Annotated in this window: 34 protein-coding genes and 1 tRNA gene; 15 read left to right on the top strand and 20 right to left on the bottom strand. The window is 63.1% G+C overall.

Annotated elements, in window-relative coordinates:
* Positions 1 to 45: 45 nt before the first annotated feature.
* Positions 46 to 891: an SDR family oxidoreductase gene (locus ACFQ6H_RS10075; protein WP_378645873.1), complete on the bottom strand. Its 846-nt coding sequence runs from the start codon at positions 889 to 891 to the stop codon at positions 46 to 48.
* Positions 892 to 1033: 142 nt separating this feature from the next.
* Entirely contained in the window at positions 1034 to 1177 is a 144-nt protein-coding gene (locus tag ACFQ6H_RS10070) for a hypothetical protein (protein WP_378446434.1), read from the bottom strand.
* A 491-nt stretch (positions 1178 to 1668) separates the two neighbouring features.
* Between ACFQ6H_RS10070 and ACFQ6H_RS10065 the strand changes: the two genes are divergently transcribed.
* The gene (locus ACFQ6H_RS10065; protein ID WP_003946231.1) at positions 1669 to 2085 is read left to right on the top strand and encodes a helix-turn-helix domain-containing protein; all 417 of its coding nucleotides are present in this window, start codon (positions 1669 to 1671) and stop codon (positions 2083 to 2085) included.
* A gap of 59 nt (positions 2086 to 2144) precedes the next feature.
* On the opposite strand, the gene ACFQ6H_RS10060 is transcribed toward ACFQ6H_RS10065, so the two are convergent.
* Genes ACFQ6H_RS10060 through ACFQ6H_RS10050 form a run of 3 tightly spaced genes read right to left on the bottom strand, consistent with a single transcriptional unit; the run spans position 2145 to position 4165 of the window.
* Positions 2145 to 3146 (bottom strand): hypothetical protein, encoded by a 1002-nt coding sequence (locus tag ACFQ6H_RS10060; protein WP_378645871.1) that lies wholly within the window; start codon positions 3144 to 3146, stop codon positions 2145 to 2147.
* The gene (locus ACFQ6H_RS10055; protein WP_003946241.1) at positions 3143 to 3643 is read right to left on the bottom strand and encodes an ImmA/IrrE family metallo-endopeptidase; all 501 of its coding nucleotides are present in this window, start codon (positions 3641 to 3643) and stop codon (positions 3143 to 3145) included. Before ACFQ6H_RS10055 ends, ACFQ6H_RS10060 begins: the two co-directional genes overlap by 4 nt.
* A gap of 3 nt (positions 3644 to 3646) precedes the next feature.
* Entirely contained in the window at positions 3647 to 4165 is a 519-nt protein-coding gene (locus tag ACFQ6H_RS10050) for a hypothetical protein (protein ID WP_378532647.1), read from the bottom strand.
* 64 nt (positions 4166 to 4229) lie between these two features.
* On the opposite strand from ACFQ6H_RS10050, the gene ACFQ6H_RS10045 reads away from it, so the two are divergent.
* Positions 4230 to 4580: a hypothetical protein gene (locus tag ACFQ6H_RS10045; protein ID WP_378645869.1), complete on the top strand. Its 351-nt coding sequence runs from the start codon at positions 4230 to 4232 to the stop codon at positions 4578 to 4580.
* Between the two features lie 5 nt (positions 4581 to 4585).
* Complete coding sequence (locus tag ACFQ6H_RS10040; RefSeq protein WP_378645867.1) at positions 4586 to 4849, top strand: hypothetical protein; 264 nt, start codon at positions 4586 to 4588, stop codon at positions 4847 to 4849.
* Positions 4850 to 5141: 292 nt separating this feature from the next.
* Here the strand turns inward: ACFQ6H_RS10040 and ACFQ6H_RS10035 are convergent.
* The 5 genes from ACFQ6H_RS10035 to ACFQ6H_RS10015 all read right to left on the bottom strand — a co-directional run bounded on the left by ACFQ6H_RS10035 (position 5142) and on the right by ACFQ6H_RS10015 (position 9287).
* Positions 5142 to 5217 (bottom strand) — tRNA-Ala (locus tag ACFQ6H_RS10035).
* 114 nt (positions 5218 to 5331) lie between these two features.
* Entirely contained in the window at positions 5332 to 6066 is a 735-nt protein-coding gene (gene glpR, locus ACFQ6H_RS10030; RefSeq protein WP_095971057.1) for a gephyrin-like molybdotransferase receptor GlpR, read from the bottom strand.
* A 267-nt stretch (positions 6067 to 6333) separates the two neighbouring features.
* Positions 6334 to 6969 carry a GNAT family N-acetyltransferase gene (locus tag ACFQ6H_RS10025; RefSeq protein ID WP_007727523.1) on the bottom strand — a complete coding sequence of 212 codons (636 nt, stop codon included), beginning with the start codon at positions 6967 to 6969 and terminating at the stop codon, positions 6334 to 6336.
* 21 nt (positions 6970 to 6990) lie between these two features.
* On the bottom strand, positions 6991 to 8250 hold the full coding sequence (gene glp, locus ACFQ6H_RS10020) for a gephyrin-like molybdotransferase Glp (RefSeq protein WP_317554289.1): 1260 nt from the start codon (positions 8248 to 8250) through the stop codon (positions 6991 to 6993).
* 125 nt (positions 8251 to 8375) lie between these two features.
* Entirely contained in the window at positions 8376 to 9287 is a 912-nt protein-coding gene (locus ACFQ6H_RS10015) for a UTP--glucose-1-phosphate uridylyltransferase (protein WP_019744725.1), read from the bottom strand.
* A gap of 59 nt (positions 9288 to 9346) precedes the next feature.
* On the opposite strand from ACFQ6H_RS10015, the gene ACFQ6H_RS10010 reads away from it, so the two are divergent.
* The 4 genes from ACFQ6H_RS10010 (at position 9347) to mscL (ending at position 11676) form a co-directional block, all read left to right on the top strand.
* Entirely contained in the window at positions 9347 to 9925 is a 579-nt protein-coding gene (locus tag ACFQ6H_RS10010) for a 5-formyltetrahydrofolate cyclo-ligase (protein WP_378645864.1), read from the top strand.
* 111 nt (positions 9926 to 10036) lie between these two features.
* Positions 10037 to 10348: an FmdB family zinc ribbon protein gene (locus ACFQ6H_RS10005; protein ID WP_003946378.1), complete on the top strand. Its 312-nt coding sequence runs from the start codon at positions 10037 to 10039 to the stop codon at positions 10346 to 10348.
* 77 nt (positions 10349 to 10425) lie between these two features.
* Positions 10426 to 11157: an SAF domain-containing protein gene (locus ACFQ6H_RS10000; RefSeq protein ID WP_378645861.1), complete on the top strand. Its 732-nt coding sequence runs from the start codon at positions 10426 to 10428 to the stop codon at positions 11155 to 11157.
* 99 nt (positions 11158 to 11256) lie between these two features.
* Positions 11257 to 11676 (top strand): large conductance mechanosensitive channel protein MscL, encoded by a 420-nt coding sequence (gene mscL, locus ACFQ6H_RS09995; RefSeq protein ID WP_378645858.1) that lies wholly within the window; start codon positions 11257 to 11259, stop codon positions 11674 to 11676.
* Between the two features lie 60 nt (positions 11677 to 11736).
* On the opposite strand, the gene ACFQ6H_RS09990 is transcribed toward mscL, so the two are convergent.
* The 9 genes from ACFQ6H_RS09990 to mrf all read right to left on the bottom strand — a co-directional run bounded on the left by ACFQ6H_RS09990 (position 11737) and on the right by mrf (position 18697).
* On the bottom strand, positions 11737 to 11913 hold the full coding sequence (locus ACFQ6H_RS09990) for a hypothetical protein (RefSeq protein ID WP_378645855.1): 177 nt from the start codon (positions 11911 to 11913) through the stop codon (positions 11737 to 11739).
* A 6-nt stretch (positions 11914 to 11919) separates the two neighbouring features.
* Complete coding sequence (locus tag ACFQ6H_RS09985; protein WP_283303020.1) at positions 11920 to 12417, bottom strand: molybdenum cofactor biosynthesis protein B; 498 nt, start codon at positions 12415 to 12417, stop codon at positions 11920 to 11922.
* Positions 12418 to 12497: 80 nt separating this feature from the next.
* On the bottom strand, positions 12498 to 13952 hold the full coding sequence (locus tag ACFQ6H_RS09980) for a S1C family serine protease (protein ID WP_378645852.1): 1455 nt from the start codon (positions 13950 to 13952) through the stop codon (positions 12498 to 12500).
* Between the two features lie 235 nt (positions 13953 to 14187).
* Positions 14188 to 15567: a HAMP domain-containing sensor histidine kinase gene (locus tag ACFQ6H_RS09975; protein ID WP_020908630.1), complete on the bottom strand. Its 1380-nt coding sequence runs from the start codon at positions 15565 to 15567 to the stop codon at positions 14188 to 14190.
* Between the two features lie 65 nt (positions 15568 to 15632).
* Positions 15633 to 16319 carry a response regulator transcription factor gene (locus tag ACFQ6H_RS09970; protein WP_003946387.1) on the bottom strand — a complete coding sequence of 229 codons (687 nt, stop codon included), beginning with the start codon at positions 16317 to 16319 and terminating at the stop codon, positions 15633 to 15635.
* A 70-nt stretch (positions 16320 to 16389) separates the two neighbouring features.
* A complete protein-coding gene (locus ACFQ6H_RS09965) occupies positions 16390 to 17001 on the bottom strand; it encodes a trimeric intracellular cation channel family protein (RefSeq protein ID WP_003946409.1) in 612 nt (203 codons plus the stop codon).
* Between the two features lie 18 nt (positions 17002 to 17019).
* Entirely contained in the window at positions 17020 to 17193 is a 174-nt protein-coding gene (rpmF, locus tag ACFQ6H_RS09960) for a 50S ribosomal protein L32 (protein WP_007727540.1), read from the bottom strand.
* Positions 17193 to 17447, bottom strand: coding sequence for a type B 50S ribosomal protein L31 (locus ACFQ6H_RS09955; protein WP_019744731.1), 255 nt, complete (start codon positions 17445 to 17447; stop codon positions 17193 to 17195). The genes rpmF and ACFQ6H_RS09955 overlap by 1 nt, the downstream gene beginning before the upstream one ends.
* Positions 17444 to 18697, bottom strand: a complete 1254-nt coding sequence (gene mrf, locus ACFQ6H_RS09950) for a ribosome hibernation factor-recruiting GTPase MRF (RefSeq protein WP_378543565.1) — start codon at positions 18695 to 18697, stop codon at positions 17444 to 17446. The genes ACFQ6H_RS09955 and mrf overlap by 4 nt, the downstream gene beginning before the upstream one ends.
* Positions 18698 to 18801: 104 nt before the next feature.
* Between mrf and rpmB the strand changes: the two genes are divergently transcribed.
* The 7 genes from rpmB to ACFQ6H_RS09915 all read left to right on the top strand — a co-directional run bounded on the left by rpmB (position 18802) and on the right by ACFQ6H_RS09915 (position 22832).
* Complete coding sequence (rpmB, locus tag ACFQ6H_RS09945; protein ID WP_020908631.1) at positions 18802 to 19038, top strand: 50S ribosomal protein L28; 237 nt, start codon at positions 18802 to 18804, stop codon at positions 19036 to 19038.
* A 4-nt stretch (positions 19039 to 19042) separates the two neighbouring features.
* The gene (gene rpmG / locus ACFQ6H_RS09940; protein ID WP_003946358.1) at positions 19043 to 19207 is read left to right on the top strand and encodes a 50S ribosomal protein L33; all 165 of its coding nucleotides are present in this window, start codon (positions 19043 to 19045) and stop codon (positions 19205 to 19207) included.
* A gap of 2 nt (positions 19208 to 19209) precedes the next feature.
* Positions 19210 to 19515 (top strand): 30S ribosomal protein S14, encoded by a 306-nt coding sequence (rpsN, locus tag ACFQ6H_RS09935; RefSeq protein WP_019744735.1) that lies wholly within the window; start codon positions 19210 to 19212, stop codon positions 19513 to 19515.
* A 9-nt stretch (positions 19516 to 19524) separates the two neighbouring features.
* Complete coding sequence (gene rpsR / locus ACFQ6H_RS09930) at positions 19525 to 19782, top strand: 30S ribosomal protein S18 (protein ID WP_003946414.1); 258 nt, start codon at positions 19525 to 19527, stop codon at positions 19780 to 19782.
* A 112-nt stretch (positions 19783 to 19894) separates the two neighbouring features.
* On the top strand, positions 19895 to 20833 hold the full coding sequence (locus ACFQ6H_RS09925; protein ID WP_378645849.1) for an AEC family transporter: 939 nt from the start codon (positions 19895 to 19897) through the stop codon (positions 20831 to 20833).
* A 19-nt stretch (positions 20834 to 20852) separates the two neighbouring features.
* Positions 20853 to 21317 (top strand): hypothetical protein, encoded by a 465-nt coding sequence (locus ACFQ6H_RS09920; RefSeq protein WP_378645846.1) that lies wholly within the window; start codon positions 20853 to 20855, stop codon positions 21315 to 21317.
* A 153-nt stretch (positions 21318 to 21470) separates the two neighbouring features.
* Entirely contained in the window at positions 21471 to 22832 is a 1362-nt protein-coding gene (locus ACFQ6H_RS09915; protein WP_378645843.1) for a flavin monoamine oxidase family protein, read from the top strand.
* A 36-nt stretch (positions 22833 to 22868) separates the two neighbouring features.
* Here ACFQ6H_RS09915 and ACFQ6H_RS09910 read toward each other — a convergent pair whose 3' ends face one another.
* The gene (locus ACFQ6H_RS09910; protein ID WP_378645840.1) at positions 22869 to 24386 is read right to left on the bottom strand and encodes a PucR family transcriptional regulator; all 1518 of its coding nucleotides are present in this window, start codon (positions 24384 to 24386) and stop codon (positions 22869 to 22871) included.
* A gap of 169 nt (positions 24387 to 24555) precedes the next feature.
* On the opposite strand from ACFQ6H_RS09910, the gene ACFQ6H_RS09905 reads away from it, so the two are divergent.
* Positions 24556 to 25986, top strand: coding sequence for a gamma-aminobutyraldehyde dehydrogenase (locus ACFQ6H_RS09905; RefSeq protein ID WP_003946421.1), 1431 nt, complete (start codon positions 24556 to 24558; stop codon positions 25984 to 25986).
* Positions 25987 to 26038 lie beyond the last annotated feature (52 nt).

The following is a 26038-nucleotide window of genomic DNA, read 5'->3' as shown; positions in this document are numbered from 1 at the left end:
CTTGGTCCCTATTCGACTAGATAAAAGTCCCGACTGAGTTATTGCTCATCGCTTGAGCAATTTACCGAACTGGTCGTTCGCTTTTTGCATGACGAACTCGTAAGGCGGGGCGAATTTGCGCGCCCACCAGTATCCGAAACGGATGTCATTGGACGTGTAAACGAGATACTTGTTCTTCTCGATCCCCCGAACAATGCACGACGCCACTTTTTCCGGCGAAACCGCACGCTTCTCGAACCGATGTGTGAGCTTTTTTACCCGCGGGTCATCCCTGTCGATACCCGCGATTTCCACGGTTCCCACCAAAGGCGTCTTCACCCCACCAGGCACAACCAGACTGACGCCGATCCCGTGCCGCTTCAGATCGAATCGCAGCACCTCGGAGACCCCGCGAAGGCCGAACTTGCTCGCACTGTAGGCAGCGTGCCACGGCAGGGCCAAGAGCCCGGCGGCCGAAGACACATTGACCAGATGTCCGCCCTTGCCTGCACGAATCATGGGCGGAACAAACGTCTCCATGACATGAATAGGCCCCATCAGGTTGACGTCCACCATCGACTTCCAATGCCGATGTTCGAGGTTCTCGATGGTTCCCCAAGCTGAAATGCCGGCGATATTCATGACGACATCCATCGAAGAGAATTGAGTGTGAATCTCGGTACCGAATTTCACGACCTCGTCGTAGTCCGAGATATCGAGTGCCTTCGCCATGCTGACCGTGCCGCCGCCGGCACCGACCAGTGCGACAGTCTCCTCTAATCCGACGACGTTGATATCGGTGAGAAACAATTCGGCACCAGCCTCGGATGCACGCAACGCGGTTGCGCGTCCAATTCCACTACCAGCGCCAGTGATCAGGCATTTCTTGCCGTCGAGCGACCTTACAGACATGGATGAACACTCCCCCGCACTCGTACTGTGGACATGCGGGAAAGTCTACGCACGCACGGTGTGGCCGCCCCGAAACACGCAAGGCGACCCGCGAGTGCGGCCGCACTCCACAAATGTTCGGCGGAGACGACCGCACGCAGTACTACAGACGCTGCATCATCTGCTCTTGATAGCCCCTGACCGTCCGGTCGAGTTCTTCCGCCGCTACATCGTCCCCACGCTTGCGCGCGTCGTGGGCTCGATCCTGAATTTCACGGATTGCGCGGCGCAGTTCGTCATCGCTCATCGTGTGTTTCATATCACAATTCTGCACCTGTCCAGCGGGTTTAGCTAGCACAGATCGCGTTCCGGCAAACCGTTCAAGGTTCAACCCAGAAGTGATCCCCACGACATCGCGAATAAGCAGTCAGATTGCGACCTCATTCATTCAAACCGTGCCTGAACTGCAGTTTTTCAACCGAAACACTCTCGAAAAACCAGGCTAACGCTTAGCTAATATCGCCAAAACAGGTAAATAGTTTGATAATGGGCATATTAGCCAAGTACTGGAAGGTTCGAATAGCGCAGCCGTAGCTGCGCATTTCCGTGCGGCGGATACTCAATGTGCGCTGGGACATAGCTGAGCACTCAACGACCCGATGAATCGAATCTCGGACACATTTGACAACTAGTCCACTAAACAGACTACGGTGAGCTACCGATCGGTTATCCGCGTGATACCGTAGGATTCACTGAACGGACAATTGCTAGCTAGAGAGGATTACGGGGCGGTTCACAATGGCTGACTTTGCAGAACGATTGAACAAACTGTTCGACAGTGTTCATCCTCCGGGGCGCAAACCCCACACCAATGCCGAGGTTGCGGCAGCGCTCATCGAAGACGGCCATCAGATCTCCAAGCCGTACATCTCGCAGCTCCGCTCGGGACAGCGCACCAATCCGTCCGACGAGACAGTCGCCGCATTCGCCAGGTTCTTCAAGGTGAAGCCCGACTACTTCTTCAACGACATCTACGCAGCCAAGATCGATCACGACCTCGAGTTGCTCTCGCAGCTCCAAGGCTACGGTCTTCGCCGCCTCTCGAGCCGTGCATTCGACCTCTCGGAAGAATCGCAGAACCTGCTCACCACGATGGCTGAAAAGCTCCGCGCGAGTGAAGGATTGCCAGAGGTTCCGCCTGACGCGTCACGCTGATGCGAAAGTGCTGAAGTGGCGAGAGCACTGAAATACTGAAATGACATGGAGTAGGTCGACTATGGACGTCGACCTACTTTTGTCGTTTCATCGAGTTCTTTCGCCAACAACAAGACCCAGCGGCGCGCAGACATCTTCTCCGGTGGTGCAATCCACCTGGTGTCCAACACATCCGAGGCCATCGGATCCGCGATCCACCCTGCCAGTATTCCCGCATGTGCAGTGACTGCCCGTGGCGGTTCCTGTCCGCCGACGTCGAACATCCCGGCGCCGGACTGGATGTACATTGCATCCATGATCTGGGCGATCATGTCCGATGCTCGCAGCACGGACGTACTTCCAGCACTGTCCGCGTCGACAACCTCGGGGAATCGTTTGACGAGAAGCGCATGCATTCGCCGCAGACGATACAAATCTCGTCGTGCGCGCAACCAGGTCTCGAGAAGCACCCATGTGATGCCCAGCGCTATGAGAACACTCGACGCAGCGATGAACCAAACCCCTGCGCCCGTCCAGACATCCGATTCGAGTGCTCCTGTGCCACCGATCGATTCGACCAGCATCACGACGACCACGACAAGCAGGATCGACGAACCCGTCACGATCAATGCGATACCGCGGCCCAACGGCGCCCACGCGACGTGTCGTAGACCCGTCGAAATGACAAGGGACAGAGCGACTATGACAAAGATCAGAGCCGGCGCCGGGTAACCGAAAAGAACCGCGATCGCCACCAGCAGCCCCACCGAGTACAGCACCGTGGCCAGACCGCGCATAGCCGGACGCGACATCACCGGCCAGGCAGACACGGCACCGACTGCGCTGGCCGCAGACAACGCTGTCCACAAGACGATGACGATCATCGCTGCGGCATGCTGCTCCGGTGCAATGCGATCGACGATGTCCCACACCGCCGGCACCATGACCGTCGAGGACAATGCGACCGAGAAGCCGGCAAAGACCATCGACATTCGCAAGGGCGTAGCGGTGCGCGCGACAACTCGACCCAGTCTCGCGCCGGCTGCAACCCAGACGAGAAGGGCGACAGCCCAAAAGATCATCCGATCGCCTCGTCGTACCGCAACACCGACAGCGGTGTCCCACGGCCACTCATCGTTCGCAGACGCATGATCAACATGGACGCAAACGTCTCGGCTTCCCACTCGGCGATGTCATCCATCGGCACAGGCTCGTTGCGCCGCAAAGAACGTTGACTCAGCATGTACGCGATCAAATCGTCACTGACTTCGAGCGTCGCTTCGGCGATCTCGGCACCCTCGTGACGAAACACTATGTGCCCCAACTCATGTGCCAGGGTTCGCTCGACATTGGGCAGTCCGGGAGCCAGCACGATGACATCGTGATCGTCGTAGGCTCGACGCTGACCGCACACTCCGGTGGCGAGCGGGGTTTCCAGATCGATCTCGATCGGTCGACCACGCTCGCGGGCGACTGTCTGCACCACCGTCAGCAGTGACACAGCCTCGGACGACGCTGCAGCGTCACATACGGCATCCACCGCAGCCAGAACGCGGCGATGTGAACGTCTGTCCGGCACGACTCACGCACCTCCCTGTGATCCGGGTGCCAGGAATTCGGCACGAGCGGCAGCCAATCGCGCCTTCTGCAGCGATGCTCCGCGGAAAGTCATTGCTCCCGCACCGGCCGCTACAACTGCCATTCCGCCCACACCGCCGGCGACGGCGGCAGCGTTGAGAATCGGCGGAAGCCCTTGAGTGAACGCCGTCGGAAATGCCTGCGGGTTGTCACTGGGAGCCGCGACGTTCGGAGTATTCGACGGCACCTGGGGAGCCACGGGTGCCGGAGCGGCCAGGACCTCGGGGACCGATGGTGCTGCGACTGCGCCCGGCGCAGCGTTCGCCGGTCCACCGGAAGAGGGTGCAGGCCCTCCGCCCGCTGACGGTCCCTGCGGATCAGACGGTCCCGCCGGCGGAGCCGCTACCGCCGACGACTGCTCGGAACTCGGCTGCGATTCGGAAGGGGACTGCGTCTCTGACGTCTGCAACTCGGAGGGTGCTTCGCTCGGAGAACTCTCGGTCTGCGAGCTTGCGCTGGTCACCGGTGACGCACTGCTGCTCGGACGTTGCGACGCCGAAGGGTTCGCTGAGGGCTCAGTCGTGGTCGTGGGCTCAGTCGTCGTGGTCGGCTCAGTCGTCGTCGGCTCAGTCGTCGTCGTGGGCTCAGTCGTCGTCGTCGGCTCAGTCGTCGTCGTGGGCCCAGTCGTCGTCGTCGGCTCAGTCGTCGTCGTCGGCTCAGTCGTCGTCGTGGGCTCAGTCGTCGTCGTCGGCTCAGTCGTCGTCGTCGGCTCAGTCGTCGTCGTCGGCTCAGTCGTGGTCGGCTCAGTCGTCGTCGTGGTCGTCGGCACAGTCGTCGTGGTCGTCGGCACAGTCGTCGTGGTCGTCGGCACAGTCGTCGTGGTCGTCGGCACAGTCGTCGTGGTCGTCGGCACTACCGTCGTTCCGCAGTTGTGGTGATGGCAATGCCAGCCGTAGTTGCCGTTGCCGCCACCGTTGTTGCCGTTGCCGTTGCCGCCACCGTTGTTGCCGTTGCCGTTGCCGCCACCGTTGTTGCCGTTGCCGTTGCCGCCACCGTTGTTGCCGTTGCCGTAATTGCCACCGTTGTTACCGTTGTTTCCATTGCCGTTATTGCCACCAGGCTGGGCGGCGACGATGGCGGGGAAGACCGATACGGCAAGGACGCCGATTCCCATCAGGCACATCACAGCAACAAGCATCATCGCTAGCCGTCGTGGCTGGCTCATCGACATTCCTCCCCGACATATACGTCCTACCTGCGAAAAACTGCAGCGGACTCATCGTGCCTATCGCAGCGGACAGACCCTCGTTACATTTCCGGCAAACATGTATCCGCCCAAGGATCATCCCTCACTTGGAAGCTCAACGGTCCGGATCGGCGGTCGCAATCGTATGAAACGGCGCACACTCAGACCGAATCTTCGCAATTCGGGCAGGCCCTGAAAATGCAGGAAAGGGTCGTTCAACTTTCGTTGAAAGACCCTTTTTGCTGGTACTTCTTGGTGGAGCTGAGGGGAATCGAACCCCTGACCTCTTCGATGCGAACGAAGCGCGCTACCAACTGCGCCACAGCCCCGTGCCACCGCCTCAGCGGTGCTCGGCAACTCTAACAGGAACGATTCCTCCCGTTGGAATCACCCGACACGAACTTTTGGCCCGACAGATCGGCCCAGAAGATCGGCTCGGAAGGTCACTGACCGGACGCGCGACGCATCTCGGTGTGCCTGACCTCTTCTTCATAGTGGTCCAAGTGATCGAACACCGGATCTTCGTCGTCGACCTCGAGGACAACCGCTCCGGGCCGACGCAGTCGCGCCGGAATCAGGCGCAGCTCTTCGTCGGTGTGCGACTCGACTCCGAGTCGCGATCGGTTGAGGCGTTCAGTGCGGCGGCGGCGAATCTCCTGCTCGATCCGAACCTGCCGACGCAAGTAAGCCATGTACCCGCCGAGGCCGCACACGGTGAGCGCGAACAACCACCACACCATCGGCGAGATGATCAATGCGAGAGCGCCCGAAAGAATTGCGACGAACGCAAGTCCCAGCAATGTCCGCTGACGGAAGGCATACCGCGCCTCCCGGGCGATGGCATCCGCTTCGGGGTCGAACCCCCCTCGGCCGCGCCTGACGGGAACAAATTCTCCGACCGGTGCACGACCGCCGGCGTAATCGTCTTCTGCGTGAGTGTCCATCTGGTCCTCCGCGTCGTAGCTGCTGCGCACTGGTTCTGGTTGCCAGTTCGGATCGCTTCGATGTCCTGCTGCCGGCCCGCGCTGAACAGGGTTGCTGTCGCCGCGGTGGAGTACTCGAGTCGCGAGCGCCGCGTCACTCGTCTGCCGGATCCTGGGGCGCTTGTTGACGAGCATCGGCACCAGGACGAACAGCCACACGGCCACCAGCCCGATCCACACGAATGAGCTAGGCATGCCGCGGCCTCCTCCCGATCACCTACCAGCACCTATGCCAGCCGTTGACGAGTCAAGGTTAACGGCCGACGCCCTCGCATCGTTGCCGACGCGCCGAACCCCACCATACTCATGTGTCACACGCGTACCGAACTGAACTTCCGGTTCAGTCCCAAAAGTCTCAAGTTCTAGTTGAATCAAAAATCACAAATTTCCGACCAAAAGTAGGACTACTCAGCGGTAACTGCTGTTTAGCTCGCGTTTCTCACGCTTCTGGCGCCGTCTTCGTCACACCCACGAAGCGCGCCCGGATCGCACCAATCTGTCGACGACGGTGGTGGGCACTTCCTCGATCGTCATTCCGACCAGAAGATGATCGCGCCATTGGCCGTCTACATCGAGATAGCGTTTGAGGAGACCTTCCTCCCGGAACCCCACATTTCGTAGGACTGCGCGACTCGACGCGTTCTCCGGCCGAACAGTGGCCTCCACTCGATGCAGACCGACCTTCGAGAATGCGTGATCGAGTGTGAGCGCAACGGCCGCTGTGGCAACGCCCCCACCGGTGACGTGCGAGGCGACCCAATAGCCCACCCAGGCGGACCTCAGGGCGCCGCGCACCACATTTCCGATGGTGACCTGCCCGCAGTACTTCCCGTCGAGTTCGATCACCAGCGGAAGGATCCTGCCCTTGCGCGCTTCGGAGCGAAGGTTCCCGCACAGGGAGGGCCAGACGGTGATGTGATGGCGAGCATCCCAGGGCGATTCTCCGGTGGGCTCCCACGGCTCGAGGTGCTCGCGATCGCGAATGCGGAGACGACTCCACACGGCAGCGTCACGAAGTTTGACGGGGCGGACGGTCACCACGCCCGCGGGCACTCGCAGCGGGCCGAGATCTTCCGGCCATCCTGGATGGACTGACATCACACCCCACTCGGGTCGGCGTTACCCACGTTGGGCGAGAAAAGCTACGTCGACTTCTTCACCGATGTGCACTTCGGTGACGTCTCGATCGACAAGAACCAGGCAATTGGCTTCCGCCAAAGTCGCGAGGAGGTGGGAGGACGCGCCGGGTGCACCGCCGAGAGCCTGCACCAGGTACTCCCCCGTCGCTTCGTCACGCATCAGCTGACCACGTAGGAAGCCCTTGCGGTCGGCGATCGACGTGATCGTTCCCACCGTGCGCGCCTTCACTACTCGTCGCATCGGTTGGCGTCGTCCCAGTGCGATTCTGATCAGCGGGCGAACCATGACTTCGAATACCACCAGTGCGCTGACCGGGTTGGACGGTAGGAGAAAGGTCGGAACCTCGTCTCGTCCCAGCTGACCGAAACCCTGGACTGATCCCGGATGCATGGCAACGCGCTCGACCTCGAGTGTCCCCAGATCGGCAAGCGCCTCACGAACTTCGTCGGACGCTCCGCCGCCCACTGCACCGGCGATGACAACGATTTCCGAGCGAATCAGCTGACCCTCGACTACTTCACGAAGACGACGCGAGTCGTTGCCTGCGATTCCCACGCGGTTGACGTCGGCACCGGCATCGCGCGCGGCGGCAGCGAGAGCATACGAATTGACGTCGTAGACCTGACCAGGCCCCGGCGTGCGATCCACGTCGACGAGTTCTCCACCGACGCTGATGACCGAGAGGCGCGGACGTGGATGGACGAGCACTTTGTCGCGGCCGACGGCGGCAAGCAACCCGACCTGTGCGGCTCCGATGATGGTGCCTGCCCGAACGGCGACGTCGCCCGGCTGGACGTCATCGCCTGCACGGCGAACGTAATCGCCCGAACGCACCGGCTCGAAGATCCGAACGCGAGCGCGACCACCGTCGGTGTTCTCGAGTGGAAGAACTGCGTCGGCCAGCGTGGGCAACGGCGCGCCGGTGTCGACTCGGACAGCCTGACGAGGTTGCAGCCGGATCGGTTGGCGTGAGCCCGCCGTCACCTCGCCGACCACCGGCAAGCTGAGGTCCGTGGGCTCGCCGTCCTCTCCTCGGAGATCGGCTCCCGCACCGGCGACATCGACGCTGCGAACCGCGTAACCGTCGATCGCAGCTTGATCGAATCCTGGCAATGGGCGTTCGGTCACCACTTCCTCGGCACACAGCAGTCCCTGCGCCTCCGAGATGGCGACCCGAACCGGACGGGGTGCCACTGCAGCAGCGGTAACCCTGGTCTGCTGCTCCTCAACCGACCGCATCTGGTCCGCGTCCTCCTGTGTCTGGAAATTCGGTGATATCCGTCAGCTCATGATGCCTTGCCTTCGAAAAGGGACAAGCACATTGATACTGCGTTATCGGGCGATCAACCACCGTGGCGACACGCTCAGCGGTCGAGTCGATCCGCGAGCCACTTACGCAAGGACGGGCCGTAGTCGTCACTGTCGAGAGCCAGGTCAACCGAAGCGCGGAGGTACCCGCCGGGGTTGCCCAGGTCATGACGTGTTCCGCGGTGCACAACCACGTGAACCGGATGGCCCTCGGAAATCAGGAGCGCGATGGCGTCGGTGAGTTGCAACTCACCGCCGGCTCCCGGCTTGATACGACGAAGTGCGTCGAAGATCGCACGGTCGAGCAGGTAGCGACCCGCCGCGGCAAAAGTCGACGGCGCATCTTCTACAGCGGGCTTCTCGACCATGCCGACGACCTTGAGTACGTCGGGATTGACCGCGTCGGGAACGATCTCGACGTCGAAGACGCCGTACGCACTGACCGCATCTTTGGGGACGTCGATTGCACAGAGAACGGAGCCGCCGCGCTTGGCCCGAACTCGCGCCATGATCTCCAGGACACCACGCGGCAGTACCAGATCGTCGGGCAGAAGGACCGCGATGGCATCCTCGTCGTCGTCGAGAACCGACTCGACACAACCGACGGCATGCCCGAGCCCGAGGGGCTGTTCCTGAATCACGGAATCGACTTCGAGCAAACCGGGCGCTTTGCGCACCTTTGCCAGGGCAGCAAGTTTTCCGCTTGCTTCCAGCTTGCTTTCGAGCACGAGATCCTCGACGAAGTGAGCAACCACTCCGTCTTTGCCCGGGGACGTCACGATGACGAGCCGCTCGGCTCCCGAGTCGGCGGCTTCACCTGCCACCAGTTCGATACCCGGTGTGTCCACGACCGGCAGCAATTCTTTCGGAACCGTCTTGGTGGCAGGCAGGAAGCGCGTACCAAGTCCGGCTGCGGGGACCACGGCCGTACGGAAGGCCCTCGTGCTGCTAGCGACAACGTCTGTCATGCCAACACCTTAGCCGCCGCTTGTTACCGCTCGGTCAGCAAGACGAATATCGTTGCGGGGTGACACCTCGGACAAAAGCGCAATGGCGACAAATCGCACTCGCAGCCCGTGAAGCAGTCTCGGAGCACACTCGAAACACGGAAACCGCGGCGTTGATCACGCACCTGCGGTCGGTGATCGTCGACGGGTCAACGGTGTGTGCGTATGTCCCCACTCGCACCGAACCCGGATCCACCGACTTGCTCGACGCCGTTGCCGCGATCGCCCAGCGAGTACTACTTCCGATCACCGGGGAGCCCGGACCCTTGTCTTGGGTCCAGTACAGCGGCGCCGACGGTTTGCGCCCGGCGAAGTACGGCATTCGGGAGCCCGTCGGACCCGTCCTACCACCGGAAACCCTGTCCGAGGTGGAATGCATGCTGATCCCTGCACTTGCGGTGGACTTTCGCGGAACACGCCTCGGCCGTGGCGCAGGCTTCTACGACCGCACTCTCGGGTCGGTCGGCTCGCAGACTCGATTGGTGGCCCTCGTCAGAGACTCCGAACTCGTCGAGAACTTGCCGGCAGACGACCACGACATTCCCATGGGCTGGGCATTGACGCCGGGTGGCGGCCTCACACGGCTCCAGCGCGAATGATCTGCGGGAATAGATCCCTGATTAGCGCTGTTGGCACTGTCACTTGTAGAGTGCTAAAGGCTGCGGTGTAAATACGCGGCTGCTCGAACATCACAGTGCGGAGGAAGCCCGGTGCCCACCTACTCATACGCATGTACGGAATGTGACAACCGTTTCGACATCGTCCAGTCCTTCAGCGAAGATTCGCTGACGGTCTGCCCAGCCTGCTCAGGCAAGCTCCGCAAGCTGTTCAACTCTGTTGGCATCGTGTTCAAGGGCAGCGGCTTCTACCGCACCGACAGCCGCGGCGGCTCCGGAACAGCGAGCGAGCCGGCCAAGAGCGATTCGGCACCCGCCGCGAAGTCCGAGTCCAAGTCGGACTCCTCTTCGACCTCGAGTTCGTCGACCAGCACGCCGGCGCCCGCGAAGGCTGCCGCGAGCTGATTTCCACAACCTCCGGGTTGTCCACAGGTTCACATCGTTAGGGCCGGAAGCACCGCTTCCGGCCCTAACGTGCATGAATGCCGTCAGTACGTTCTCGTTCGCCGAGGCGCTCCCATCCATTGCGCGCCCAACTCGATCTCACGCCGAACACCTTCGATCGCCTCGTCGAACTGTCACGCGGCACACGATTTCGCTCGGCGACCGTCCGCAAGATCGCAGCCGTTGCCCTGGCCACACTCGGCGTTGTTCTTTTCTTTCGAGGCGATCCCGCGACCGACACCGTCGCCGTAGTTGTCTCGAACCGCGATCTCACTCCGGGGCAGGTGATCGCGGATTCGGATGTCGAGGTCCGCGAGATCGACTCGAAACACCTTCCGGAAGGAGTTGTCTCCGATACCGACCTGGTAGTCGGCAGAACCGTTGCCGGCCCGATTCGCTCCGGAGAAACCGTCACCGACGTGCGTGTTCTCAGCCCCCGGTTGGCCGGGTTGTCGGTGGGCACCGACGACGCCCGCATCGTTCCCGTTCGACTCGCCGATGCGGCCGTTGCAGATATTTTGCGCAGCGGCGATGTCGTCGACGTCCTGACTGTCGGCCCAGACACACCCCGCTCCGACACACCCAACGAATCAATTGCCGACAAGGCCCCGCAGATTCTTGCCGCGGGGGCGGTCGTCGCGCTGGTCACCACCTCGGAAAGTACACGTAACCAGCAGGAACAGGTGATTCTGCTGGCCCTGCCGACACCGGCGGCCAACGTCGTAGCCGCCGCATCTCTGTCCAATGCGATCACCGTGACATTTCGCTGACCGCACAAAGCGGCCGAAGCTCCTCTAGGATTTTTCCAGTCGGTTCGGTATCAACGGACCATCTGGCACTTGCCATCGGAGACTCGAGGGGACACCGACATGCTCAAGGGATTCAAGGATTTCCTGCTTCGCGGAAACGTGCTCGACCTGGCCGTCGCAGTTGTCGTCGGCGCAGCCTTCACTGCCATCGTCACGGCATTTACTAGCAACATCATCAACCCGCTCATTGCCGCAATCGGCGGATCCAACGAGTTGGGCTGGGGCACTGAGATCATCTCAGGCAATCCGGAAACCTTCGTGAATATCGGCGCAGTGGTCACCGCGATCATCAACTTCGTCATCATCGCAGCGGTCGTTTACTTCGTCCTCATCGTTCCCGCGAATGCGGCGAAGAAGAAGTTCGTCTCCGAGCCCGAGGACAAGGAAGCCAGCGAAACCGATCTGCTCATCCAGATCCGCGACATCCTCTCCGCCAACAGTGGCGCCGACACGGGAGCGCACGCCAAGACGCTCGAATAGGCAGTGCCCACAGAACAAATCGGGCCCTCGGACATTGCGTCCGAGGGCCTGATTTTCTACTCAACCACCGTGGTGCGGGGGCCGCTGGCTGCGCAGCCATTCGTCGTCCGAGGATCGCGACGATCCTTCCGGACCCCGCTCGTCCGACGTCGTCTCGGGAAAGACGTCCCCGAAGATGCGCGCCAGGCGCTTCTTGTCGACTGGCGGCTTCTTCGGGATATCCGGCTGTTCGGGCAAACCGTCTCAGCCCTCGAGGCTGGACAGCTCGGCGATGACGTGGCTCGCCAGTGCCGTCAGGGTTGCCATGCCGTCGCGAATCGCCGGCCTGGTCGACGCCAGGTTGGCGACCAACGTGCTGCCCGAAACCCCGACGAGGCCGCGGGACAAGCCTGCGTCGAGTGATCCAGCCGAAAGACCGGAAGCGCGAAGTGCTTCGGCAATTCCCGGGATCTCGCGATCGAGAACCTCGGCGGTCACATCGGGAGTGACGTCACGCGGGGACACCCCGGTACCGCCGACCGAGATGACGAGGTCGACGCCACCGATGACTGCTGTGTTGAGAGCGTTGCGAATTTCCACTTCGTCGGCGGCGACGGCAACCGTCGCATCGACGAGAAAACCCGCTTCGTTCAGCAGTTCCGTGACCAGAGGACCGATGGAGTCGGTGTTGTCGCCGTGGGCTGTGCGATCGTCGACGATGACGACCAGAGCGCGGCCGGCCGATGTGGCTTCGAGTTCCATGACTCCTACCGTAGTGTCCGATCCCGACGCCGTTGCGATCTGGCCGAAGATCGGGTCGATCGTCTGCTGATCGCCGAACATCATCGGCCGCCCTGCGCCGCCGCGGTTCCCAACGTGACATCGACGGTCTTGGTCTGCCCACCGTCGCTGTACGTGATCGAGACCTTGTCTCCGGGAGCATGCGAACGCACTGCCGCGATCAGCGAATCACCATCTGCGACAACACGATCGTCGACTTTGGTGATGACTGCACCCTTCGGGATGCCGGCCTTCGCAGCTGGCCCGTCAGCGGTGACATCCATGACGGTTGCGCCGTCGGCGTTGTCCTGCGACGGCACGGTCACGCCGATCATGGCCTGGGTCGCCTTGCCGGTCTTGATCAGCTCGTCGGCGACACGGCGTGCCTGATCGATCGGGATGGCGAACCCGAGGCCGATGGAGCCGCCCTGGGTACCCGAGGACGCCCCGAGGGAGGCGATCGCCGTGTTGATGCCGATCAGCTGGCCGTCCATGTTCACGAGGGCGCCACCAGAGTTACCGGGGTTGATCGCTGCGTCGGTCTGCAGAGCGTCGATGACGGTGTTCTGGTTGCCGGACTCGCCGCTCGTGGACACCGGACGATCGAGGGCGGAGATGATGCCTTCGGTGACCGTGCCGGCCAGACCGAGCGGGGACCCGACGGCAACAACCTGCTGTCCGACCTGGACGTCGCCGGAGTTACCGAGATCGATGGGCGTGAGGTCGTTGCGACCGTCGACCTTGATGACGGCGATGTCGGAGACTGGATCGGCACCGACCAGGGTGGCCGAGGCCTTGGTTCCGTCGGAGAACGCGACGCGAAGTTGCGCTCCCTGAGCACCGGCAACGTGGTTGTTGGTCAGGATCAGGCCGTCGGAGGACAGGATGACACCGGAACCCTCACCGCCCTGTCCCTGAGCGGTGGCCACCTCGATCTGCACGACGCTGGGCACCACCTTCGAGGCAACGGCCTGAACCGAGCCGGCAGGAGCGTTGGACGTGTTGGTCGCAGTGGGCTTCGGTGCGTTCAACGAGTTGGTGACCGTCGCGGTTCCACCGTTGCGGTCCGCTACGACGGCACCGACCACGCCACCGACACCACCACTGACCAGGACCAGGGCGAGAGCGCCGGCAACCAGCGCCATGCGTCCTGACTTCGGCTTGGTGGTGGTCGAACCGGAGTTCGGCCCCTGCAGCGGCGCTGGGATCTGATTGTGGCCGCCCGGACCGTTCGGGCCGCCGGGGCCACCCGGGTTGGGTGCGCCGTACGGAGCGTTCTGCTGGTACGCCGCCTCATGAGCACCGTGCGGGTGTCCGAAAGCCTGCGTGGGCTGCTGCGGCGCCTGCCCGAAGCTTTCGGTGGGTCGGGCAAAGGATTCGGTCGGCTGGTACGGCTGCTGCGGCTGCACAGGAGGCTGCTGCGGCTGCACAGGAGGCTGCTGCGGCTGCGCCTGGGTGGTGGGCTCGCTGTTGGGCTGCTCGGGCCGGGTCGGCCCGACGTTACGGTCCTCGGTCATCGGCTCGCTTTCGTCTACGGTGACCACCGGACGGGCAGTCACAACTGTTCTGCCGACAATGCTGCCTTGCGCTGCTGAGAAGGCGCTGAGACGTGCCTGTCACTTTACCCAGAGTTCGACGTGAAAAACCGGTGTTGCCGGCTCGGCCCGAAATACTTTCGGCCCGAACGCATTACCCCGTGACCTCGGTCACCGATATGCGGGACCGACGGGCTTGGGCAGCCGCCTGAACACGCTACTCGGCGCTCGGACCCGGTTCGCCGGGAAGCACGATTCGAACCAGCGCTCCCCCACGATCGGATTCGTCGATCGCGATGGTGCCGCCGTGCTTGACGACGACCTGACGCACAATCGCAAGTCCCAGACCCGATCCCGGCATGGACCGAGCCGCGGTCGACCGGTAGAAACGATCGAATACCAACTCCCGATCCTCCTCCGGAATGCCAGGTCCCGCATCACTTACGGTCAATTCCAACAATCCTTGGCCGACCGGACGCATTTCGACGCGTACCTGTTCGCCCTTCGGGCTCCATTTCGCAGCGTTGTCGAGGACGTTGAGCACGGCACGCGAGAGGCCCGCCTGGTCTCCGTAGACGTACCACGGAGTGGTGACCGCCTCGAACTCGATTTCGTTGCGCCTGCGCCGTGCTCGCTCGAGCGCCCGCTCGACGACGTCGCTGACGTCGACGCGCTCGTACACGGTTTCGGGCGCGTCTTCGCGGGCCAGATCGACGAGGTCGCCGACAAGAGTCGACAGTTCCTCGATTTGCGCGACGACGTCGGCGCGCAGTTCGGCCATGTCCTCGTCGGGAATCTGCGGCGCACCTGGTCGACTGGACGCGATGAGCAATTCCATGTTGGTACGCAACGAAGTCAGCGGTGTGCGCAACTCGTGTCCGGCGTCCGCAACGAGACGCGACTGACGCTCGCGGGACTCGGCGAGCGCCCGCAGCATCGTGTTGAAACTCTCTGTCAGGCGCGCCAATTCGTCGCTGCCGGTCACGGGGATCTGCGTCAGATCGTCGGTCCGGGCGACGCGTTCGGTGGCTGCAGTCAGCCTGGCGATGGGCCGTAAACCGGTGCGGCCCACGGTAGTACCCGCCACCGCCGCGAGAATGACGCCACACCCGCCGACCACGAAGAGCACCCAGGCCAGACGGTCCAGTACCGCCACGGTCGGCGCGAGCCGCTGCCCGATCACCAAAGTGCTTCCGTCATGGGTTCGTTGGGCCAGCACGCGCTGGCCGTCGACGGTTCGCAGCGAGGAATCCGATTCGCCCCGCGCAACGGCGTCTTCGGCTTCACCGATCGGCACGTCGGAACCGGGCGGCTGGTACGTGCTCAGATCCGAGAAGATCAGGGCAACACTGATGTCGGTGGTGTAGAGCGTCGCGCCGGAGATGTAGCGAGGATCGAAGCGCACGACATTACTGTCGATGAGCACCGCTGCTCTGGTCCGCAACTGGTGATCGACGTCCGCGTAGAGCGCACGCGAAACCACCGCGTACGCCGCGATCGCCATGACTGCGACGGCAATGGCCACCACCGACGCAGCGAGCAGTGTCACGCGCCAACGCAGCGACACCGAACGGGTCAGTGGCATCGGCGGGCGCATTTCGACGGACGCTTGGGTGGTGGAGGATTTCTTCGGTTCGGCGTTCTTGCCGAACGGAGCGGTGATCACGGAGGCGTCTCCCGCAGGACGTAGCCGACTCCGCGGACGGTGTGAATCAACCTCGGTTCGCCGTCCGCCTCCGTCTTACGACGCAGGTAACCGACGTACACCTCGAGCGCATTGCCGGACGTCGGGAAGTCGTATCCCCACACCTCTTCGAGAATGCGTCCACGAGTCAGCACGCGGCGCGGGTTGGCCATGAGCATTTCGAGGAGGGAGAACTCGGTTCGGGTGAGGCTGATCGATCGTTCGCCGCGCTTGACCTCGCGGGTGACCGGGTCGAGGGTGAGGTCCTCGAACGCCATCATCTCGGAATCGGCGTCGAGATCGGGTGCGGTGCGACGCAGCAGAGCGCGCAGTCGCGCGAGCAGTTCTTCCAAGGCAAACGGCTTGGGCAGGTAGTCGTCGGCTCCGGCGTCGAGGCCGGCGACTCGCTCGCTGACCGAATCGCGAGCGGTGAGTACCAGGATGGGTAGGTCGTCGCCGGCGCTACGCAATCGGCGGCACACTTCGAGTCCGTCGAGTCGCGGCATCATGACGTCGAGAACGACGGCGTCGGGCCGGTTTGCGAGGATCTTCTCGAGAGCGTCGAGCCCGTCGACCGCGAGTTCGACCGTGTAGCCGTTGAAGCTGAGCGACCGCCGAAGCGACTCGCGAACCGCCCGGTCGTCGTCGACCACCAAAATACGCATACCGACAGTTTGGACTGAAGTGCTGAGATGCGGCTGAGAGGGTCCGATTCCGGGCTCCGGCGTGTCGCGATCAGTCCCGGGTTCGCCGGGGTCCCGGCAGGCTCCAATGACGCCACAACGCAAGCAGTCTGAACACTGCGGCGAATGCGGTGCCGCATACCAGCGCGGCGTTGGTGGACAGTCCGGCTTGCGAGACTGTGACCACCAACGCAGCGCCGAGCAGTGCGGGAACCGCGTACAGGTCCTTGTGCAGGAGCAGCGGCACCTCGTTGACGAGGACGTCGCGGATCACTCCGCCGCCGATCGCAGCGGTCGCACCGATCAACGTCGCCGCCAGCGAACTGGCGTTGTTGTCCAGCGCGATGACGGCGCCGGTGCTCGCGAACAGGCCCATTCCCAGTGCGTCGAGCGCCAGGATTTCACGACGCAGTCGATTCAGCGGCTCGTGGAGGTAGAACACGGCGAGTGAGGTGGCGGCGGCCGTTCCGAAGTACGGCCAACTGCTCAGCGAGCTGGGCGGATGGACGCCGAGGAGAACGTCGCGGACGATACCGCCGCCGATACCGGTGAACACACCCACCGAGCACACCCCGAAGATGTCGAGTCGCTTGGTGACGCCCACCAGGGCACCCGAGGCTGCGAACGCCACGATGCCCACCAGTTCGAGGATCCTCAGCAGCACCGGCCAAGGATCGCACGGTCAGATGCGGCTCGGGTCGATCACCCCGAGTCGAACTGCTTTGACCAGTCGCCGGGGAACCCGGTGGGTCTGGCCGAAGGCCGTGACCTCGACCAGATCGGGCGCCGTCGCCTTCCACTGGGCACGGCGACTGCGCGTGTTGGAGCGCGACATCTTCCGCTTGGGAACGGCCATCAGAGTGCCTTGCGCTTTCCGTAGCGACGCTCGAACTTCTCGACGCGTCCGGCGGTGTCCATCACGCGTTGCGCTCCGGTCCAGAACGGGTGCGAGTCGCTCGTGACATCGACGACCAGCAGCGGGTACGTGCCGCCGTCTTCCCATTCGACGGTGCGGTCACTCGTCACGGTCGATCGGGTCAGGAAGCTCTTGCCGGTGCTGGCGTCCTGGAACACCACCGGGTGGTAGTCGGGGTGCATCTGCTTCTTCATTCGTTTCCCTCTCGCGTTGATTCGGTTTCGGCATAAGGTGATTCGGATTCGTCACACGGGTCTTCGTGGAACTCACCGAACGGGTCTTCCCAGGTGGCCCACGACGTTTCGTCTGCCAATTCGTCGTCGGTGACCAAGGCATGCTGCAGTGTTCGGTCGATCTCGAGCGGGTTGGCACCGCAGGTCAGAACGACCATCGAGGTGTCGCGATCACCGAAACGCTCGTCCCATTTCAGGGCCGCGAGGGCACGGCGCTCGGCCGGAACGCGCTCTCGTTGCTCCGGCGTCATCGCGGCCAGCCAGGTGTCTGCGCTGGCAACCCGCAAGCCACCGCCGGCCGATTCGAGCCAGAGCGCTTCACCCGGTTGCGTCGCCACCCAGACGCGCCCCCGGGAGTACACGACGCCTTCGAGCAGGACGTCGATCGCCTCGTGCAGACGCCCGGGGTGGAACGGCCGGTTCGCGGTGAACTCGACCAGCATCACTCCGCCGTCGTCGTCGAGCGGCGGCTGGCGACGCAGCAACGGTGAATGTGCGTCGGCCAGTTCACCGCGTCGTGCATCCGCAGGCACCTCGAGGAGCAGTGCCTCGATGTCGTCTCCCTCATCGAAGACGGGTACCCGCGGAGCGATGCGCGCGAGAACCGCGTTCAGGCGGGACCGCTGCCAGCCGTCGAGTCCGTCGGACCCGCGCAGGACGAGCGCGTCGGCGAAGTCGACCTGCCCGACGACGACCTGAGCCAGGGTGCGGTCGTCGTCGAGAGCTTCGTCGCCGGTCGCGTCGGCGAGCCAGGTCTGCGCGTCGATGCACGTCACGACAGCGTCGACGCGGACATCGCGCTGTGCCGGTCCGTCCAGTTGGCCGACGACGCCGGTCACGACGACGTGCTCGATCGCCCAGCACAGCGCCTCGGGCTCGAGTTGGCGGTCCAGCAGCAAGACGATCCGCTGGACCGAACTGTGCGAGTGAAGCCGGCGCAGGAGCGGCAGCAAGTCTTCGCGCAGGGTGCAGGAGACGCAGCCGTGCGCGAGCTCGAGGATCGTCTCGCGCTCGGACACAGTGCTGGCAGACCCGGCACTCCCGGTCATCGAGGTGACCGTCCGCCGGACCACCCCTTCACGGACGTGACTCAGGTCGTGATGGACCAGAACAGTTCCGGTTCGCAGCAACGCTCGTGCGGTGTGTGGGGTGGATTCGCTCATGCCGGCGACCAGGACCAGCGGAGTCCTGCCGTCCAAGATCGTGTTCACAGCGGGCCTTTCTGGGAATGATTGTCATTACCGAGGTTGAACGGTACATTGATCTCACCGCATTGTCGAAAATGATTGTCATCTGCAAGTTGAAAGGAACACCCATGTCGGCTCACTGCCAAGTGACCGGACGTGTGCCGGGGTTCGGAAAATCCGTCTCGCACTCCCACAAGCGTTCGAACCGTCGCTGGAACCCGAACATCCAGCGCAAGACCTACGTGCTGCCCAGCGAGGGTCGCCGCATCACGCTCACTCTCTCGACCAAGGGGATCAAGACGATCGACCGCGACGGCATCGAATCCGTCGTCGCCCGGATTCGCGCCCGCGGCGAGAAGGTCTGAGCAGATGGCGCGCAACGAGATCCGTCCGATCGTGAAACTCAAGTCCACCGCGGGCACCGGATACACGTACGTGACCCGCAAGAACCGTCGCAACGACCCCGATCGACTCGTGCTGAAGAAGTACGACCCGGTGCTGCGAAAGCACGTCGATTTCCGAGAAGAGAAGTAGGCATGGCCAAGAAGTCGAAGATCGCCAAGAACAACCAGCGACGGGTCATCGTCGAGCGGTACGCGGAGCAGCGATCCGCTCTCAAGGAGGCGATCCGCTCGCCGAAAAGCTCGCCCGAGGAGCGCGCGAAGGCCCAAGCGACCCTGCAACGTCTACCACGCGACGCCAGTCCGGTACGATTGCGCAATCGAGACGCTGCGGATGGACGTCCGCGCGGCCACCTGCGGAAGTTCGGGCTCTCCCGGATTCGCGTGCGAGAAATGGCGCACCGTGGGGAACTGCCTGGCGTACACAAGTCGAGCTGGTAAGGAAGTCGGATGGCAGTCAAGCGTTCACCGTCGAAGAAGCCACGCCCCGTAGAGGGTCGTAAGCCCAAGAAGAACCCGTTGTTCGCAGCGAAGATCACGCATGTCGATTACAAGGACATCAACTTGCTTCGCACGTTCATCTCGGACCGCGGCAAGATCCGCAGCCGTCGCGTCACGGGCCTGACCCCGCAGCAGCAGCGTCAGGTCGCCGTTGCCGTGAAGAACGCACGCGAAATGGCGTTGCTCCCCTTCACCGCCGCACGGTAGTCACACGTAGAAGTACCGAAGAGGCCGCGCAGTCACTCGACTGCGCGGCCTTTTTGTTGCCCGGACTAAGATTTCTCGAAGTCCTTCATTCCAGTCGAGAGGTGCCCGCAGCGTGTCGGGAGTTGTTGCGGGTTTCACCGTAATTTTTGTTGTCATCGCGGTCGGGTATCTCCTCGGCCGTCTCGGCACCCTCGGTAGCCAAGGACAGTTCGTTCTCGGTCGACTCGTCTTCTTCGTCGCGACGCCTGCCCTGCTGTTCACGACCCTCGCGTCGTCCGATTTGTCGGTGATCTTCTCGCCGACGCTCGCGGTTGCGTCGGCCACGGCCTTTGCCGTCGGCGCTCTGTACGTTCTCGTCGCGAAGATCTGGCTCAATCGGCCGCTACCCGAACTGACTATCGGCGCACTGTCTGCGTCGTACGTGAATTCGGCGAACCTCGGAATCCCGATCGCGGTATTCGTGCTCGGCGATGCCACGTTCGTTGCCCCGCTCCTGCTGTTTCAGATCGTCGTCTACTCCCCGATCGCTTTGACGATCCTCGATCTGACGGCGCTTCGCGGCGAGAATGCCGAGAAGCTCTCGTTGATCGACACCGTCACCGCCCCGTTCAAGAACCCGATCGTGCTCGCGGGCGCAGCGGGATTGATCGTCGCGTTGGTCGGTTGGTCACCGCCCCGGCCGCTGATGCAGCCTTTCGAATTGATCGGCGCCACGTCGGTACCCGGAGCGCTTTTGGCATTCGGGCTCTCGCTGTACGGCGTGCGGGTCTTGGAGAAGGGCTCGAGTCCGCGCCGCGACGTCGCGCTGGCGTCGACGCTCAAAATCGTCGTCCAACCTGTGTTGGCCTTCCTGATGGCGCATTTCCTCCTCGGCATCGACGGCCATCAGTTGTTCGCGATCGTGGTCGTCTCGACCTTGCCGACTGCGCAGAACGTCTTCATCTACGCAAGCCGCTACCGGCGCGGAATGGTCCTCGCCCGAGACAGCGCCTTTGTCACCACTTTGGCGTCGATTCCGGCAATTGCGCTGGTCACGGCACTACTCGCTTGAGCAGGGTTACGGTGGATCCATGCGTGTACTAACCCTCGCCGTTCTGGCCTGCCTTGCTTTGGCCGGATGCTCCGTCGGGGCCCAGACAACCGGGCCGGTTGCCGCACCGAATCCGATGGCGGCCAACGAAGCGAGTCCCGCCGACTGGTCGCTCGGAACGCCCGTTCCCGACGAGGTCGACGACAGCGAGATGGGCACGGAGTTCGACAGTCGCACCGACATCGTGGGAGCAACGGCCACGATGTTCGAATCGTGGTCCGAGGTCGACGATCACACGGTGGCCGTCCACTTCGTGACCGGCACTCCGGAGTGCTACGGCGCGTACGCAACCGTCGAAGAGACCGATACGACGGTGATCGTCACTCTACGAACCGGGGCACTGCCCGAGGCCGCGGACAAGATGTGCATTCTGGTTGCCGTGTTCGGCAGCTTGGATGTCCCGCTGAACCGACCGCTCGGCGATCGTCACGTCATCAACGGCTAGCCGCGCCTAAACGGCACAAGATCAACGATCGAACACTCCGTTTCGTCAGGTGTGGCGTGCGTCTCCTCAGGACAGACTGAAAACCGACACCCGTTCACTCGCTCGTCGGCAGCTTTTCGACTCGAGCGGTGCTCAACATGAAGGAGCTCGCAAGTGCCTACTCTCCAGAGAGACGTTGCAATCGTCGGCGCCGGCCCCTCTGGCCTGGCAGCTGCAACCGCGCTGCGCAAGGCCGGCTTGTCCGTCGCCGTGATCGAAGCACGTGACCGTGTCGGCGGCCGCACGTGGACCGACACCATCGACGGCGCAGTCCTGGAAATCGGCGGCCAGTGGGTCTCCCCGGACCAGACCGCGCTGATCTCCTTGCTCGACGAGCTCGGCCTCACGACGTTCGAGCGCTACCGAGAGGGCGAATCCGTCTACATCTCGTCAGCGGGTGAGCGGACGCAGTACACGGGTGATTCCTTCCCCACGAACGAGACCACGAAGAAGGAGATGGACCGTCTCATCGACGAGATGGACGATCTCGCAGCGCAGATCGGCGCGGAGGAGCCGTGGGCACACCCCCTCGCCCGCGATCTCGATACCGTCTCGTTCAAGCAGTGGCTGATCAACCAGTCCGACGACGCCGAGGCCCGCGACAACATCGGCCTTTTCATCGCCGGCGGCATGCTCACCAAGCCCGCCCACTCGTTCTCCGCTCTGCAGGCAGTCCTGATGGCCGCCTCCGCAGGTTCGTTCTCCCACCTCGTCGACGAGGACTTCATCCTCGACAAGCGAGTTGTCGGCGGAATGCAGCAGGTATCCATCCGCATGGCCGAGGCGCTCGGTGACGACGTCTTCCTCAACGCGCCCGTCCGTACGGTGCAGTGGAACGAATCCGGCGCAACGGTGTTGGCGGACGGCGACGTTCGCGTCGAGGCAAGCCGGGTCATCCTGGCTGTACCGCCCAACCTCTACTCCCGGATCTCCTACGATCCCCCGCTGCCGCGCCGTCAGCACCAGATGCACCAACACCAGTCCCTCGGCCTCGTCATCAAGGTGCACGCCGTGTACGGGACGCCTTTCTGGCGTGAAGACGGCCTGTCCGGCACCGGCTTCGGCGCGTCCGAGGTAGTGCAGGAGGTGTACGACAACACCAACCACGAGGACGATCGGGGCACCCTGGTCGCTTTCGTCTCCGACGAGAAGGCCGACGCGATGTTCGAGCTTTCCGTCGAGGAGCGTAAGGCCACGATTCTGGCCTCACTCGCCCGCTACCTGGGCCCGAAAGCCGAAGAGCCGGTTGTGTACTACGAATCCGACTGGGGCTCGGAGGAATGGACCCGCGGTGCGTACGCGGCGAGCTTCGACCTCGGTGGCCTGCACCGATATGGCGCGGATTCCCGCACGCCCGTCGGCCCGATCCACTTCTCGTGCTCCGACATCGCGGCAGAGGGGTACCAGCACGTCGACGGTGCCGTCCGGATGGGGCAGCGAACCGCCGCCGACATCATCGCCCGCAACAAGGCCTGACGGCCGCTTTGCCAAGTCTCGATCATTGCCCGGCAGTCACGACTGCCGGGCAATGATCGAGAGCAGCAGCTCCGCACGAACTCTCGCTACCTCGAGTCGACAGTCGATCAGGCTCTCCACCTTCGCCATTCGGCTTCGCAGCGTGTGCCGGTGGACGCCCATCGTGATGGCTGCCGCTTCCCAGTGCCCGTTGGCCTCGAGAAATGCCCGCAACGACGCCAGCAGTTCGGTGCCGTTGTCACGGTCGTAATCCTCGATCGGAGTGATCATCGTTTCCGCCAGTGTGTTGAGCACTTCACGGGTGGAATCGAAAGACAGCAGCACACTTCCGGTCAGCGCCGCGAATTCCAAAGGCTCACCGCCGATTTCCGCCGCAGACGCACACAGCTGGGACTGTTCGACGGCGACCGCAAGGGCCGCGACCACGCGTCTCGCGCTCAGGCCGACGCGAAGTGAGCGTAGATCCGACCTCGATACCCCGCTCAGTAGCTCTCGGGCGAACGCGACGTCGTCGGTTCCTCGCAGCAGCATCGTGACGCGAGTGTCGTTGATCCGCGAGAACAACTGCCGCCCTGCCTTGTTCATGAATTCGGCAATCTCGACTGCGACGCGTCCCGCGACATCGGACGTGTCGGCAAGAACTGTCAGGCCACGGATCATTCCCTCGCCGTCGGCGGCCTGACGGATCTGTTGCCACGCCGGCGCCGGGTCGCGGTCTTCGGTGAGCAGCAGTCCGAGGGCATGCGAATTCAACTGATCCTGAGTGGCACGCAGGCGCGCAGGTTTCTCGAAGTCCAACGCCAACAACGAGTTCGCGTGACCGAGAAGTATCTGATCGACGTAACTGAGCGCAGACGAACTGATGACCGCCAGGTATCCGTACGGCGTTCGCCCGACGCTGATCTGCTGCACGGCGATGGACGCGCCGGAACGTGCAAGCGTCACGCTGCTGGACGCGCCGCCCCCGAGAGTTGCTCGCAATTCCTCGATCACGTCGTCCGTCGGCAGTTGAGGTGAGCTCTCGAGAACCCGTCCGGCGACGTCGAGCAGGAGTACCGTCGCCGAAGTCGCGATCGCCAGTTCACGCACGGTTGCGGCAGTTCCACCGGAAATGACTGCGCGTGTCATCCGCGGTTGCGCTCGTGACGCCCGAAGGACAGCTTCGTACTCCTGCTCTGCCAACCGGCTCATCACGCGCTTGACGACGGCTGCGAAAGGCGTCGGCAGCGGCACCTCGATCAGCGGCAGTCCGATCTCGTCGGCAACCGCCACCAGATCGGCCGGAACCTCGGGGTACGAGAGTCCGGTCCCGAACCCCACCGCCGCCACACCCGCTGCGTCGAGCATCCGGAGATAACGGCCGCGCTTTTGCTGAGTGGACGGCAATCGAATGCCGGTGGTGAGGATGAATTCGCCGCCGGTCAACCATCGGAACGGGTCGAGCAACTCCGTGGCGTGCGCAAATGTGATTTCGCGACCGACACCCTGCGCCCCACCTTTGAGTTCCAGCGCGAGGTCCGGCTGCGCCAACATCCACCGCACAGCGATCGTCATGCGCTGGACTGTACAACTCGGCGCGTTGGTGATCAAAGATTTCACCTTTTTGGCAGCTGTCTTTACCTGTGAGTCAGCGCACACTTGCTCACACACGCCCCACAAAGTGCGAGTTCCGCGCTGATCACCTCAGCCGGAACTCGTTCGACCTCGAGAGGAACCGGTACCGATGTCGATCGTCGTACTCGAGAACTACATCAACGGTGAATTCGTCGCCTCAGCCGCGACGGAAACGCTCGACCTGATCAACCCCGTGGACGAGAGTGTGGTCGGGCGTACGCCGGTCTCCACCAAGGAAGACGTCGACGCCGCCGTCGAAGCCGCGCAGCGTGCCTTCGAGACCTGGGGCAAGACGACTCCGAGCGTGCGCCAGGCCGCACTCCTCAAACTCGCCGACGCCATCGAAGCGCACAGCGACGAAATCGTCGCGGCCGAAAGCGCCAACACCGGCCAGGCCCACCAGATGATCGCCGACGAAGAGGTCAAGGTCGGAGCCGATCAGATGCGGTTCTTCGCCGGCGCCGCACGCCTTCTCGAGGGCAAGGCTGCCGGAGAGTACATGGAAGGTTTCACCTCGTACGTCCGCCGTGAGCCGATCGGCGTCGTCGGTCAGGTCACTCCCTGGAACTACCCGTTCATGATGGCGCTGTGGAAGATCGGTCCCGCGCTCGCAGCCGGCAACACGATCGTCCTCAAACCCAGCGACACCACACCCGGCAGCACGTTGGTCCTGGCGAAGCTCTCGAAGGGCATCCTGCCGGACGGTGTGTTCAACGTAGTGCTCGGCAACGGCGGAACCGGCGCGACGTTGGTGGAGAACCCGGCCCTCGGTCTCGTCTCCATCACGGGGTCGGTACGGGCAGGCATCGCAGTCGCGGTGTCCGCGGCGCAGCAACTCAAGCGCGCACACCTCGAACTGGGCGGCAAAGCCCCGGCCATCGTCTTCGGCGACGTCGACATCGAGAAGACCGCCACCGGTATCGCCGAGGCAGCGTTCTTCAACGGCGGTCAGGACTGCACCGCGGCCACTCGCGTGATCGTTCACGAATCCATCCACGATCAGCTCGTCGAAGCCCTCGTGCGTAACGCCGAAAAGCTGCGACCCGGAGCGCCTTCCGATCCTGACGCCTTCTACGGTCCGCTCAACAACATCAACCACTTCAACGCCGTGAGCGACAAGATCGCGAACCTGCCGGCGTCGGCCAAGATCGTTACCGGCGGAAAGCGTTCGGGCGAGACCGGATTCTTCTTCGAGCCGACCGTCATCACTGGCGTCGCACAATCGGACGACATCGTGCAGGAAGAGACTTTCGGTCCTATCCTCACAGTCCAGAGCTTCTCCGACGAGAAGGAGGCGATCACGCTTGCCAACGACGTTCGGTTCGGCCTGGCCTCGAGCATCTGGACCAAGGATCACGGTGTCACGCAACGCGTCTCCGCTGCTCTCGACTTCGGTGCGGTGTGGATCAACTGCCACATCCCGCTCGTCGCCGAGATGCCGCACGGCGGCTTCAAGTACTCCGGTTACGGCAAGGATCTCTCGGCCTACGGAGTCGAGGACTACACCCGCCTCAAGCACGTCATGAGTTCACACGACTGAGTCGCCGCCCCTCCTGCTGTGCGCCTTTATTGACCCCCCGCGGTTAATAAAG

Origin of the sequence: Rhodococcus sp. NPDC056506, assembly GCF_042794945.1 — a bacterium.
In the GTDB taxonomy this organism is placed as follows: domain Bacteria; phylum Actinomycetota; class Actinomycetes; order Mycobacteriales; family Mycobacteriaceae; genus Rhodococcus_F.
The sequence above is the reverse complement of the archived record's forward strand: the minus strand, read 5'-3'. Positions and strand labels throughout refer to the sequence as shown.